Consider the following 13,903-nt stretch of genomic DNA (forward strand, 5'->3'; position numbering starts at 1 on the left):
ATGGATTGTTAATCTGATTGAAATCTTAATTATTAATTTTCGGGTGTTTATTTACAATAAGTATAAAATTAATTCATATGCTTGAGCAGTAATGTGAGTGGTATTCCTATTGCAATAGGTAACTCAGTAGTAACTAAGTATTATAATATAAATATATAACTTAAGTGTTGAATTGATAGGGTTTGAACTTATGCTTGATCATCAAGAATATAATAAATAATTATGATGGTACGTTTAATTACCATGCGGGATTACATGTTGGGTAAGGCTGTTTTTTATATAACTTATCGATTAGTAGTAAAAGGAATTTAATTTATCTGAATAACAAAGGGACATATGATTATGATCAAAACAGAAGACTATCCATTAAGTCGCGTGCCACAGGATAAAAGAGTTTCATTTTTCAGTGTTGCTATCGTTTATATGGGTGCGCTGACCTCGCTGGATCAATTTATGCTTGGTGCTGTGCTAGGCAATTCCATGACGTTAACCGATGCTTTCACCGCGCTTTTTGTCGCCAGCATAATATTTTGTGTGGTGACCTACGGCCTTGGGATGGCGGGGATGCGTGAAGGGGTTTCTGGCAGTCTGCTGGCGCGTTGGTGTGGTTTTGGGCGCTTGGGCGCGGCGCTGGTCGGGGTTGTGGTCGCAGTGAGCCTGCTCGGTTGGTTTGGTATACAGAATGCTATTTTCGCCAAATCTTTGGATTTCGCTTTGGGGCAGAAATTGGGCTTTAACTTGGCTGCAATTTTATCCGGTAGCTTGCTGACGATATTGGTCGCCTTTGGTTTCAAGGCATTGCGCATAGCGGCGAGAATTGCTGTACCAATGTTTATTTTACTGGTGGCTTATATCTCTTTTAAAATTCTAACTGGACATAATATGTCTGATATCAGTCAGTTGACAGCAGCAGGTGACACTCTGTCTACCAGTGCCGGTATCACTATTGTGATGGGAGGAGCCATCATGGCGAGCTTAGTGACCCCTGACCTGACGCGTTATTCCAAAAATGGGAAACATGTTTTGGGGGTGATATTTATTGGCATCATCGTTGGGAAGTGTGCAGTCAACGGCTTGGCTATTCTGATTGCTAAGACACTGGGTACGGCAGATGTTGTTAGCATTATGTCTCAAGCTGTGGGGGTCACGGGCCTGCTGGTGGTGGTGTTCTCTACCTTGAAGGTCAATGATCTCAACCTGTACTGTTCATCACTGGGTATTGTCAATGTGGTTGAAGGACTCACCGGTAAGAAACTAAAATATCTCTCAACTACGCTGGTTATTGGTGGGCTGGGAACTACGCTTTCCGTGCTGGGTATTCTGGATAGATTTGTTGATTTCCTGACTGTGATGGGGATAGTGCTTCCACCGATTATCGGTATCATGTTGACGGACTATTATGTATTGCGCTCTCATCGTAAAATTCTTGATATGAGTCGGCTGGAAGGGAAACTGCCTGATGAAACCCAAACTCCAGTTATTGGTTGGGTTGCTATTATTACCAGTATTGTCGGCAGTATTGTCGGAGTAATGGTTGAGTGGGGTATTCCCACCATCAATTCGTTGCTTGCCGCCAGCTTGATATATTGGCTATGCAAAGTGGCAGTTAATCGCAATCAAAAGCCAGTCGAATCGGAAAAAGCGATTTAACAATCTTCCTAAGATTCCCCATATTCCCGAATTGCGTAATATGGGTCAACATATTCACTAATGGGCGTGATTTAAATGTACTCTACGTAATATTGGTAACAGCCAATGCCGCACTGAGATTTTCTTTTTTCCATATATGATGTGGTCAGACAGCCCTGCTCTCGGGGATAGATCTGCAACTTATTCACCATCTTCATGGTGATAATTTTTTGGGTCAGTGACTTTTTCTGCCTTTAATGAACTATTAGGTTTACAACCTGAGTTCCGTCTAGCGGGCATCTCCAGAAAATTTGAAGTTGTACCCATTCCCCCTTACCTGGCATAGTTAACCCATTCAATAAGGCAGTTTACTAATTTTGGATGGCGATGCATGGCGGCAAATTATTGGACGCGGGATCAACTGTTAGTTGCATTTATGCTGTATAGCCAAATCCCCTTTGGCAAATTGCATTCCAAAAATCCTGATATTATTCATTACGCCGCGTTAATTGGTCGAACGCCGTCAGCGTTGGCGATGAAATTAGTTAATTTCGCCAGTCTGGATCCATTTATTATCGATTCGGGCCGCAAAGGATTAAGCGGAGCTTCTAAGGCTGATCGTGCATTGTGGTTGGAGATGAATGAGAATACCGAAGGTTTTGAGCTGCAATGTCAGCAGGCGATGAGTCTGTTAGAAAAGCCTGCGACCAAACTATTTGATAGTGGCATGAAAGATTTTAGTGGTGGAGAACGGACTACTATTATTAAGGCCAGAGTCGGGCAGCAACTATTTCGTAAAAACGTATTGCACGTTTATGAAAATCGCTGCTGCATTACCGAATTGGAAGAACCGACATTATTAGTTGCCAGCCATATCCGCCCTTGGAGTCACGGCGCGGATCATCGGCTTAATCCCAGTAATGGTCTGTGCCTTTCCAGCTTGCATGACCGTGCCTTTGATCAGGGATTGATCACCTTTAACGAACATCTGGAAATGGTGCTATCTGTGCAGATCAAAAAACTTAAAAGCAGTATCAGTGAAGAGAACTTTGCTAAATATGAAGGGCGGAAACTGCGGCTACCGGTTCAGTTTTTCCCCGATGAGGGGCAGATGAGTTATCACCGTCAGAATATTTTTATAAAATAAGCCGCAAAAAAGCGCAGCTTCAAGCCACGCCCTGCTATTATCTGTCGCGTTATTTCAATAAGAATGACTTACCCTGTTTCAGCACTAAATCGCAGGCTTTGGTTTTAATTTTTTCAGTAACTTGCTCACTGCCCAGATCGTTCAGATTAAGACTTTTGCCTTCGCCGGTTTTCAGTAATCCGCCCAAACCCTCTTGATAGTCCTGGTTTTTGGCATTTTCAGTACTGGTGATGCCCAGTTTACTCATCAATTGGTCTTTGACCGCAGCCGTGCCATTCGCCGATAACACATTATTTTGAACACAATATTGCAATATACCGGCGGCATTGGTCATGGTGCTGGCGCTCAGGGCTTTATCGCCGCCATCAAGTAAACTGCTTAGCGACGATGTGCTATCGCCCGATTTATTGTATTGGTCTGCCGCGCTTTTGACGGAGTCCAATAGACTATTTGCGTTAGCTGCACCCGCCAGTAGCATGGTGGACAATGCCAGCGTTATTGTCAGACGATGAGTGGTTTTCATAGAAACTCCTGTTTTAGCATGGGGATCAACACTAATAGGGCGTGATACCGCCAGAAAAGCTGCCAATCATTATCTTTGTGGCAAGAATAGCTCAAATGATACATTTTTATGATAGGTGTTGTCTGATAACCGGGTGTGCAAAGAACCCATTCGCTCAATTGCCGCTGGTTTCATATTATTTAGTGTCCATACCTTAGTCGCAAGATTTCTGGGTAAGGATCAAAATAGCGCTGTTGGGAAAGGTAGCTGTCGGGGTATTCAGCTAAATAATGTTTTAACAGCGTGATCGGGGCCAATAGTGGTTGGCTACCATGACGATAACGCAGGATAAGTTGTGCCAGTTCGTTGCGTTGCCGTGGGCTGAGTTGACGACTGAAATAGCCTTGGACATGTTGCAATACATTGGTGTGGCCACGGCGCGAGGAGTGCTGGCTCATCAGAGCCATCAACCGATTACGGTATTCAAATGCACAATCATTGATGGAGTTCCATTGGTCGATCGCTGCGACAAAACGCCCGAGTTCTCGGTATGCAGGTTGTGAATGAGCCAGCAATAACAACTTATAGCGGCTATGAAAAGCGATCAGGCTGGCACGGCTCATGCCTTGCTGCCATAGCTGATTAAACTCGTGTAAAGCGTAAATTCGCGCGACAAAGTTCTCTTTCAATTCCGCATCACACAGGCGACCATCTTCCTCAATAGGGAGCCACGGCAATTGGCGCATTAACTCTTGAGTAAAGATACCGGTGCCACTCTTGCGATTATTTTTACCATCCGCTTCATACACCCGCACTCGCTCCATGCCACAACTGGGGGATTTGGCGCAAACCACATAGCCGCTTAGATGTTGCAGTCCGGCAATTTTTTGGGCGGAGAACGCTTGCATGGCGGTGGTCAGATCGGTTTCTGGCTGGTTGCTAAAGCTGATACGAACGTGATCGTCGCCTGCTTTAACCAACCGGAGTGCTGGGCGAGGAGACGGCAGGCCCAGAGCCATCTCAGGGCAGACTGGCTCAAAATGGACAAAAGGGGCTAACTCGTCCGCCGCAAATGTCAGACGCTTATGACCGCCATCGAAACGGACTTTTTCACCCAACAGGCACGCGCTGATACCGACGGCGATTTTTTCTGACATAAATTTGCCTCGCAATTTGTCTTGGTTGAATCTTATTTACCTTCATTATAGTTAAGGCCAAAAACGTTATTGGCATTTTCATTAATCATTTGCTGCTGGATGATTAAAAATCATGGCGTCAGTCATGGGGGAATGGCATCGCAGAAAGGTATTGAGGGGAAACCGTGTGGGCAGCGATACAATATCAACTGCCCATATCGGTTAAGGCATCAGCCCGATAAACACGGTTTTCTTACGTGGGCCGCTCATTAACGCCTCCAGTTGTTCCACACATTTCAGGTAATGAGGCGTTTTCTTATGCGCCGCGACTGCGGCTTCATCAACATAGGCTTCATAGATATAAAAGCGTGTTGGGATCGATTCATCCTGCAAAACATCAAAGCGTAAATTCCCCGGCTCCAGGATAGATCCCTGATGATTAGCGCGGAAAACCGCAATAAACTGCTCAACTTTGTCTTCTTTTACATTAATTTCGACGAGGGTGACATGCATACCGTTCTCCTTATCACAGAAGGTCTCCTTGTCATAGCGGGTCAGTCAACGGTCAGTTGACTCAGCCTTTTTCATGTAAAAACAGCTTATACGCCGTTTCTGCATTCTCATTTTTATGTACCACGGCATGAACCGCTTTCAACATGGCAATCGGGGCTTCTGATTGGAAGATATTGCGCCCCATATCCACCCCGGATGCGCCTTGATCAATGGCTTGATAGCACATTTCCAGCGCATCCCTTTCCGGGAGTTTTTTGCCACCGGCAATCACGATTGGCACCGGGCAACCGGCAGCAATACGTTCAAAACCACTGTCGACATAATAGGTTTTGATCACCTGAGCGCCCATTTCAGCCGCAATTCGGGTCGCCAGTGAGAAGTAACGCTGGTCGCGCGCCATATCTTTACCTACGCCAGTTACCGCCATAGTTGGCATGCCGTAGCGAACCCCCTGATCGACCAACTGGATGATATTCTTAATGGATTGATGCTCGTGTTCGGTACCGATATAGACCTGGGCCGCGACGGCGCAGGCGTTGAGCCGCAGGGCATCTTCCATCGCCACCGCCACCGCCTCGTTGGATAAATCAGTCAGAATTGAGTTTGCCCCAGATGCGCGCAGTACCACTGGGCGATTGGCGGCGGCGGGCACGATGCTGCGCAAAATACCACGGGTACACATTAAGACATCGGCATATTCAAACAGCGGGGCGATGTTGATATCAATTCGCTCCAAACCGGTGGTCGGCCCCTGAAAATAGCCGTGGTCAAATGCCAGCATTACCGTGCGGTTGGTTTTTGGATTAAAAATCCGCGCCAGACGCGATTGCATCCCCCAATCCAGCGAACCGCAGCCTTTAAGTGTAAATGCAGGGTTCTGCTGTGGTATGCCAATACCGAAATCTTTACCGTCTTTGATATCGTCTAAATCAGCCATCTGTCATAACTCCCTTAGGTCTGTACCAGCCCGCCAGTGAGACGGGCCGCCGAGATTAGAAATCGTATTTATCGATGTTTTCTTTGGTGAAAATGACCCGCTGTGGCAGTAACACAATGCCGCTGCCTTTAGCTTCATGCTCATAGCCCTGAACACTGTTTGGTGCGACTTCGACCACGCCTATGTTCGGGATGTCAATTTTATCGCCGACATTCAGGTCGCCTTTTTTCAGCATTTCATTGGCGACATAGACTGAGATCTTGCCTTGGTTAACCACATCCCACAGGCCGAACTCTTTGACCGTGCCGCGCTCAACATAGGGGCGCATCACATTCGGGGTGCTGAAACCGACGATAGCCACATTGTCGCGTTTGAGGTTTTCCGCTGCCTGTGCCGCAGCGGGCAGGGCGTTGGCATCTGGGGCAATAATCGCATCGAGATCGCTATAAGCTTTCAGGATACCTTCAGCGGTTTGCAGTGATTTAGTGGCGTCGTTATAGCCAAATTGGGTGGTGACAATTTCCCAGCCGGGGTGCTCTTGCTGGATTTTTTTTCTTGGCTTCATTCACCCATTGATTCTGGTCGGTCACCGTCGGGCTGGAATAGAAGAACGCCACTTTGGCTTTGTCTTTTTTCACCTGATTTGCTGCCATATCGACCAGCATTGACCCCAATTGATTCGGGGTTCCCTGGTTGATATACACCGAGCGGCATTCAGGTTTGGTGTCAGAGTCCCACGTCAGAATTTTGACGCCTCGCTGCATAGCACGTTTCAGTGCCGGGCACAGGCCATCAGGCGAAACCGCAGAGACCACAATGGCGTTATAGCCCTGATTGACGAAGTTATTGATTAACTGCACCTGGCCGGAAACACTTGGCTCGGTTGGGCCATCATAGGTGACATCCACCCCCAGCTCTTTACCGGCATCGACGGCACCTTTGCCGCCACTGGTGAAGAAGCCAACCCCGACTAATTTCGGGATAAACGCGATGCGTTCCGCCGCTTGCACGGCATTTATAGCGCTAAAAGTGATACAGGCAAATCCGAGGGCACAAACCAGCGCCAGTTTTTTTAATCTTGGTGTTTTCATGGCTATCTCCGATAGGGGTAGAGAGGTGTTGGCAATTTTTTATAAAAAAGAGCAGGTTAAACCACGGTATTTCTGCGACGTTGCAGCCATTCATAAATCAAATGCCGGTGCAGGCTGATGGAACGCCCGACCACCACCAGAATCAGTAAGGCACCAGACAGCGCGCTGGATATCTGGTTTGGTGTACCAATCATTTGCAGGCCTTGTTGCAAGTAACCCACCAGTAGAACTGCCAGAGCCGTACCGAGAATGGAGCCGGAGCCACCATAAATATTGGCCCCTCCCAATACCACGGCGGTGATAGCGGGCATCAGGAATGATGCTCCTAAGTCCGATCGTGCCGAGCCAAAGTAAGAAACCAGCAGGACGGCGGCAATGGCGGAGGCCATGCCGGTCAAGGCATACAAGAGGCATAAGGTGCGGGCGACGGGCAGGGCGCTGTATCGTGCCACTCGGCTGTTTTGCCCGATAAGAAAGACGTTACGGCCGCTGTGGGTGCGGTGCATCAGCAACCAGAACAGCAACACGCAGACCATAAAGATCACCAGCGGCACCGGCAGGCCGAAGAGGGTTTGGTTGGCAAAATCGGTAAAAGCGGTTGGGAAGCCACCAATCCCTTCATAACCGGTTGCGCCGGAAATGCCGGATAACAACAGCGCACTGCCGCCAAACAGGTACATGGTGCCGAGGGTGATGACCAGCGGGTTGACGCCGGTATACAGAATCAGCCCGGCATTAATCAGCCCACACAGTGCGCCAACCAGTAGGGTCAGCGGGATGGCGATGCTCATTGGTACGCCCGCCTGAAACATCACGCCAAGGAATATTGAGCACAACCCAATGGTGGAACCAAATGAGATATCGATACCACCACTGACAATCACCATCGTTAACGGCAGAGCGACGATACCGATGCAGATAAAATCACTGGTGCTGAACAGCAGCACATTGATATCCAACATGCGCGAGTTGGATAAACCAAACAGGCCGATCTCTAGCACCAACAATGCAGCCAGAGCCAGTTCCCATCCATAACGCTTATAAATATTCATCGCGCCACCTCTTTCTTAGTGAATGACTTGCCATTAGGCGCTTTGCTATCAGGTGTCTTTGACGGGGCGGCGGCGGATTTTTTATCACTCGCTACCGGACGAGTTGTAAAGCGAGCATATTTTTGCTGGCGGATATTGCGCTCGACGGCACAACGCAGGCGGCCATCGAACACCAGTACACCCAGTAACACCAAACCGGCGATAAAATCATTCCACCATGCCGGTAGACGCAGCAGCACCAGCACGCTGTCGATTTGTGTCAGTAAATAAGCCCCGAGGATCGCGCCGATAATGGTGCCGGTGCCGCCGAGCAAGCTGATTCCGCCGAGCACACAAGCGGCAATGGCTTTCATTTCCAGGCCGCTGCCGGTCTGATTGGGGATAAAACCAATTTGTGAGGCAAAGACTATCCCGGCCAGCGCCGCCATCACGCCATTCATCGAGAAAGCAAAAATACGGATGCTATCGGTGCGAATTCCCAATTGGCGTGCGCCCTGCAAGTTATCACCGGTGGCATAGAAGCTGCGGCCAAAGGCGGTTTTACCCAGCAGCAAGGCCATGGCGACAATCAGCAACATAATCAGCCAGCCAATGGGCGAGATAGAAAACAGAATTGGCGTTGATAAACTTTTCAGATCCGCGGGTAACCCTTCGATCCATTTGCCACCGGTTAGCAACAGCATCAAGCCGCGATACAACCCCAGCGTACCGAGTGTGGCGACAATGGCCGGAATGCGCAGCCAGGTCACCAGAATGCCATTAAAGAAGCCCGCCCCCATGCCAACCAATAGCGCAAACAGGCAGGATAGCGCCAGCCCGAAACCGGCATTGAGCGCCATGCCGACCGTCACCGCACATAAGCCGGTGATCGAACCCACAGAGACGTCAATATTGCGGGTTAGCATCACCATCGTGGCCCCGATCGCCAGCAGGATCAGGATCTGCGCACTGCTAAAGATCATGGTGAAAGTTTGCAAATTGAAGTAATTACGGTCGATCACGCCGAGCAGGGCAAATAAGGCGAGGATCGCCAGCAGAGCGGTGCCTTCGCGATTATTTTGAATAAATTGATAACTTTGAATAAATTTCAACATGATGCGCCCTCATTTTCAGCACACTGATGGGCGTCGGTATGATGTTCACCAAAAGCCAAATGCATAATGGTGTCGACATTCATGGCACTGCCCTCCAGCGCGCCACTGATTTCCCCCTGGTGCATAACCAATACGCGATCCGCCATTTGCACCACTTCTTCCAGATCAGATGAGATAAAAATGATCGCCACATGCTGAGCCGCGATGCTGCGGATCAATTGATAAATATCGCTGCGGGCAGAGACATCCACGCCACGGGTCGGTTCATCAATAATCAGTAGTAGCGGGTTAGCCTCCAGACACTTGGCAATCAGCAGCTTTTGTTGATTACCACCGGATAAGGTGCGAACCGGCTGTTCGAGGTGACTAAATTTGATGTTTAACGCGCGGCGATAGCGCTCTAAAATGGCGGCTTCCTGTGCCGGATGAGTCCATATTCCTTGGTTACCTTGAGTGAGCGAACAGACATTCCAGCTCAATGGGGCGTCGAGATAAAGGCCGGAGGCCTGACGGTCTTCTGGCAAATAAACCAGGCCGGTAGCCAGTCGATTGACGGTTTTCATCGCGGTGATGTCGCTCTCTTCCAACATGACTTTGCCCCCGCTGACGGGGCGCAAACCATAGAGCGTTTCGGCTAATTCTGTTCTGCCCGCGCCAACCACTCCCGCCAGGCCAAGAATTTCACCGGCGCGTACCTCAAAAGAGATATGAGCAAAACCTTCGCCACTCAGGTCGCACACTTGTATCACCGGTTGATTAGACTGCGCCCGAGCCTGAGAACGGCGATTGCCCGGCAACTCTAGCCATAACTTCTGGGTATCCGTTAGCTCACTGTTTTTGGCTTGTGGGGTAATTGCCTGAATAATGGTGTCAGTTGCGAAGTCGTTAGTGGCACCATTGAGCGCAATGCCGCCATCGCGCATCACGCTGACCCAATCGGCTAGTTGGCGAATTTCAGGGAGTTTGTGGGAGATAAACACCACCCCAACCCCTTGTTGTAATAACATTTTTATTTGGCTGAATAAGCGATGGGTTTCCGCTGGTGTTAGTGAGGCGGTGGGTTCATCAAGAATCAAAATTCGCGAGTCACGCATCAGGCCACGCATGATCTCGACTAATTGTTGGTCAGCGACATCCAGCGAACCAGCATTGACTGCCAAATCCAAGTGACAGCCTAAACTTTGCAGCAACTGCGCCATCTTCTTTTTGTCTGCTTGATGCTTTGGCAAGCGGAATAGAATATTTTCCTGAACCGACAAATTAGCGAATAGCATTGGCTCCTGCGGCACCAGATAAATACCTCGCTGGTGGGCCTTGGCTGGGGTGAGGTTAAGGCAGGGTTGCCCATCTATTTCAATAGTGCCGCTGTCGGGGGGAAGCACTCCGGCAATGATCTTCATCAGCGTTGATTTACCTGCCCCGTTGCCCCCCAATAGCGCATGAACCTGGCCCGGTTGCAGAGTAAAGTCGATACTTTTCAATACCACTACGCCGGAAAACTGTTTGCTGATGCCGCGCACTTGAAGCAGCGGTGGCGGTGAAGCTTTAGTGTGCGGCATTATCGTCCCCGTAATGAACAAAAATAATTTAAAATTAAAAGTGTTCAAAAAAGATAGCCGTATAATCCCATTAATGGCGTAATCAAGATCACAATTATGTGAATAAAAAAAATTAAATGAAAATATGTTCAAATATGTGGTTTAAGCTGTTAGCGTAGTTATCAATTCAGACCGTGGATTTCTGATCGATGATGAATCAATGAAGAATGAAAAAGCGGCAATAGGGATCGCGGCTAATGATGAAAGAAAAACTTATGTCGTCCAACGATGAATACAAATATCCGGGTAATAGCATGAGTGAAGAGGAACTGCTCGCTCGCATTGCGTGGTTTTATTATCACGATGGCTTAACACAAGGGGATATTGGCGAACTGCTGGGGCTGACCCGATTGAAGGTCTCCAGATTGCTGGAGAAAGGCCGTCAGTCTGGGGTTATTCGAGTACAGATTAATTCGCGCTATGAGGGGTGTCTGGAACTGGAAAATGCGCTGCAACAGCATTTCGGCCTGAAGCATATCCGTATTTTACCTTCTTTGGCTGACCTTAGTATCAGCAGTCGGTTGGGTGTTGGCGCAGCACATCTATTGATGGCATTGATACAACCGCAGCAGCTATTGGCGGTTGGTTTTGGTGAAACCACTATGTGCGTTTTGCAGCATTTAAGTGGCTTTATTGCCCCGCAGCAGGTGCGCTTGGTGACTCTTTCCGGTGGTGTAGGTTCTTATATGACTGGGATTGGGCAGCTTGATGCGGCCTGTCAGGTCAGCATTATTCCTGCGCCATTGCGTGCTTCCAGTGCCAAAGTCGCTGAAACATTCCGCCAGGAAAACAGTGTGCGCGATGTGATGCTGGCAGCGTGTGCGGCTGATGTTGCTGTCGTAGGGATTGGTTCGGTCAATCAACAAAAAGAAGCCACTATTTTGCGCTCTGGCTATATCAGCGAAGGTGAACAGCTGATGTTTAGCCGCAAAGGCGCGGTCGGCGATATCCTCGGTTACTTTATGCAGGCCGATGGCGCGCTCGCCGCAGATATGCAGATTCACCAGGAATTAATCGGCGTTTCACTGGCTGATTTGACCAACATTCCTACGGTGATTGGTGTGGCGGGCGGGGTGGAGAAATCTGAAGCCATTGTAGCTGCGCTAAAAGGCAAGTATGTGAATGCTTTGGTAACTGATGAGTTGACCGCAAGATCAATCATCAAACTGATTTAATTAGCTATTTTACTTGCCAGCTTAGGCTTTCGCAGTGCTCACAAAATGCTGGCATTTTGAACGCTCTTTAGAGCGGCCCAGAGGGTGAGCGAAGCGAGTAAAATCCTCACGTACTACGTGTACGCTCCGGTTTTTCCGCGCTGGGCGCACCTAATCTGACTGCGACAATTACGCCAATAGTCAGATTGCTGACAAAGTCGATTGAAGGGGAAATGTTCCGTTGGGGTCGTCGTCGCGTAAGCGACCGAAGTGCCCCTAGGGACAGTCGCTCCTTCACGCACCTGGCTTGATACTGGGTTTGCCATTAACCTCCAATAGTTTTTGTTTTTTCGAGAAAAGGCAGTAGAGGACGGATTTATACACGAATTTATATAAAAACACATTGAAGCTGAGGATCGAACAATGAATCAACTCTCATCGGCTGAATATCTGATGGCTTTGGATGCGGGTACTGGTAGTGTCCGGGCAGTAATATTTGATCTTAATGGAAATCAGATAGCAGCCGGACAGGCTGAATGGCGACATTTGCCAGTACCTGATGTCCCTGGGTCGATGGAGTTTGATTTAACCACCAACTGGGAACTGACCTGTCAATGCATCCGTCAGGCATTGCATCAGGCCAATTTGCCCGCCAGTGCTATCCGTGCGGTTGCGGCCTGCTCAATGCGCGAAGGAATTGTGCTCTATGACCGCAGCGGTAAACCTATTTGGGCTTGTGCCAATGTGGATGCCCGCGCCAGCCGTGAAGTCAGTGAATTGAAAGAGTTGCACAATAATGGCTTTGAGCTTGAAGTCTATCAGTGCTCTGGTCAGACACTGGCGTTGAGTGCAATGCCTCGGTTACTGTGGCTGGCACATTACCGCCCGGATATTTATCGTCAGGCCGGGACATTAACCATGATAAGCGACTGGCTGGCGAATATGCTCAGTGGCGAACTGGCGGTGGACCCCTCCAATGCGGGCACTACCGGAATGCTGGATTTAGTCACGCGCAACTGGCAGCCGAACTTACTGGAAATGGCCGGATTACGCGCTGATATCCTATCGCCAGTCAAAGAGACGGGCACTTTGCTCGGGCATGTCACGGCAGAGGCCGCACAAGAGTGTGGCTTGTTGGCTGGAACGCCAGTCGTGATGGGCGGCGGTGACGTACAACTCGGCTGCTTAGGGTTAGGAGTGGTACAACCGGGGCAGACAGCGGTGTTGGGGGGCACTTTCTGGCAGCAGGTGGTTAACCTACCCAAACCGATTACTGATCCCAATATGAACACACGTATTAACCCTCACGTCATTCCCGGCATGGTGCAAGCAGAATCCATCAGCTTCTTTACCGGCCTGACCATGCGCTGGTTCCGTGATGCATTCTGTGCCGAAGAGAAATTACTCGCTCAGCGGTTAGGGATTGATACTTATAGTTTGCTGGAAGATATGGCGGCGCGGGTGCCTGCTGGTGCTTACGGGGTGATGCCCATTTTCTCTGATGTGATGCGCTTTAAATCCTGGTATCACGCCGCACCTTCCTTTATTAACCTGTCGATCGACCCCGAAAAATGCAACAAAGCCACTTTATTCCGTGCCTTGGAAGAGAACGCAGCAATCGTTTCGGCTTGTAATTTGGCACAAATTGCGGAATTCTCCGGTGTCAAAGCCTCGTCAGTGGTATTTGCTGGCGGCGGTGCAAAAGGCAAACTATGGAGTCAGATTCTGGCAGATGTGACGGGTATTCCGGTTCGCGTACCGGTAGTGAAAGAGGCCACCGCTTTAGGCTGTGCGATTGCAGCAGGTGTCGGCGTCGGGCTATATGAAGCGCTCGATAAAACCGGAGAGCGGCTGGTGCGCTGGGAGCGAGAATACCAACCCAATATTGAACATAAAGCGCTATATCAAGCGGCCAAAACCAACTGGCAAGCAGTGTATACCGATCAGTTGACGTTAGTAGACAGTGGGCTGACGACTTCTTTATGGAAAGCCCCCGGCCTTTAAAATTGACTGCTAATTGACTATCTTACTTGCCATTTTGAACGTGAGC

11 protein-coding genes and 1 pseudogene are annotated in these 13,903 nt (G+C 49.1%); 4 read left to right on the top strand and 8 right to left on the bottom strand.

Going from position 1 to position 13,903, the window contains the following annotated elements:
- The first annotated feature begins 342 nt into the window (after positions 1-342).
- Positions 343-1,650, top strand: coding sequence for a cytosine permease (locus YALDO0001_RS07990; protein WP_004701793.1), 1,308 nt, complete (start codon positions 343-345; stop codon positions 1,648-1,650).
- A 370-nt stretch (positions 1,651-2,020) separates the two neighbouring features.
- Positions 2,021-2,776: an HNH endonuclease gene (locus tag YALDO0001_RS07995; protein ID WP_004701796.1), complete on the top strand. Its 756-nt coding sequence runs from the start codon at positions 2,021-2,023 to the stop codon at positions 2,774-2,776.
- Positions 2,777-2,825: 49 nt separating this feature from the next.
- Here YALDO0001_RS07995 and YALDO0001_RS08000 read toward each other — a convergent pair whose 3' ends face one another.
- The 8 genes and pseudogenes from YALDO0001_RS08000 to lsrA all read right to left on the bottom strand — a co-directional run bounded on the left by YALDO0001_RS08000 (position 2,826) and on the right by lsrA (position 10,660).
- Positions 2,826-3,299 carry a YjjA family protein gene (locus tag YALDO0001_RS08000; protein ID WP_042839575.1) on the bottom strand — a complete coding sequence of 158 codons (474 nt, stop codon included), beginning with the start codon at positions 3,297-3,299 and terminating at the stop codon, positions 2,826-2,828.
- A 179-nt stretch (positions 3,300-3,478) separates the two neighbouring features.
- Positions 3,479-4,435, bottom strand: a complete 957-nt coding sequence (locus tag YALDO0001_RS08005) for a YbgA family protein (protein ID WP_004701800.1) — start codon at positions 4,433-4,435, stop codon at positions 3,479-3,481.
- 201 nt (positions 4,436-4,636) lie between these two features.
- Entirely contained in the window at positions 4,637-4,927 is a 291-nt protein-coding gene (gene lsrG, locus YALDO0001_RS08010) for a (4S)-4-hydroxy-5-phosphonooxypentane-2,3-dione isomerase (protein WP_004701804.1), read from the bottom strand.
- A gap of 61 nt (positions 4,928-4,988) precedes the next feature.
- A complete protein-coding gene (lsrF, locus tag YALDO0001_RS08015) occupies positions 4,989-5,864 on the bottom strand; it encodes a 3-hydroxy-5-phosphonooxypentane-2,4-dione thiolase (protein WP_004701806.1) in 876 nt (291 codons plus the stop codon).
- 55 nt (positions 5,865-5,919) lie between these two features.
- A pseudogene (gene lsrB, locus YALDO0001_RS08020) lies at positions 5,920-6,955 on the bottom strand (autoinducer 2 ABC transporter substrate-binding protein LsrB).
- A gap of 56 nt (positions 6,956-7,011) precedes the next feature.
- On the bottom strand, positions 7,012-8,007 hold the full coding sequence (gene lsrD, locus YALDO0001_RS08025; RefSeq protein WP_019080625.1) for an autoinducer 2 ABC transporter permease LsrD: 996 nt from the start codon (positions 8,005-8,007) through the stop codon (positions 7,012-7,014).
- Positions 8,004-9,101 (bottom strand): autoinducer 2 ABC transporter permease LsrC, encoded by a 1,098-nt coding sequence (gene lsrC, locus YALDO0001_RS08030; protein WP_042839576.1) that lies wholly within the window; start codon positions 9,099-9,101, stop codon positions 8,004-8,006. Before lsrC ends, lsrD begins: the two co-directional genes overlap by 4 nt.
- Positions 9,095-10,660: an autoinducer 2 ABC transporter ATP-binding protein LsrA gene (gene lsrA, locus YALDO0001_RS08035; RefSeq protein WP_004701814.1), complete on the bottom strand. Its 1,566-nt coding sequence runs from the start codon at positions 10,658-10,660 to the stop codon at positions 9,095-9,097. The genes lsrC and lsrA overlap by 7 nt, the downstream gene beginning before the upstream one ends.
- A 236-nt stretch (positions 10,661-10,896) precedes the next feature.
- Between lsrA and lsrR the strand changes: the two genes are divergently transcribed.
- Positions 10,897-11,874: a transcriptional regulator LsrR gene (gene lsrR, locus YALDO0001_RS08040; RefSeq protein WP_004701817.1), complete on the top strand. Its 978-nt coding sequence runs from the start codon at positions 10,897-10,899 to the stop codon at positions 11,872-11,874.
- 402 nt (positions 11,875-12,276) lie between these two features.
- Positions 12,277-13,857 (top strand): autoinducer-2 kinase, encoded by a 1,581-nt coding sequence (lsrK, locus tag YALDO0001_RS08045; protein ID WP_004701820.1) that lies wholly within the window; start codon positions 12,277-12,279, stop codon positions 13,855-13,857.
- Positions 13,858-13,903: the final 46 nt, after the last annotated feature.

The organism is Yersinia aldovae ATCC 35236 (assembly GCF_000173735.1).
Classification (GTDB): domain Bacteria; phylum Pseudomonadota; class Gammaproteobacteria; order Enterobacterales; family Enterobacteriaceae; genus Yersinia; species Yersinia aldovae.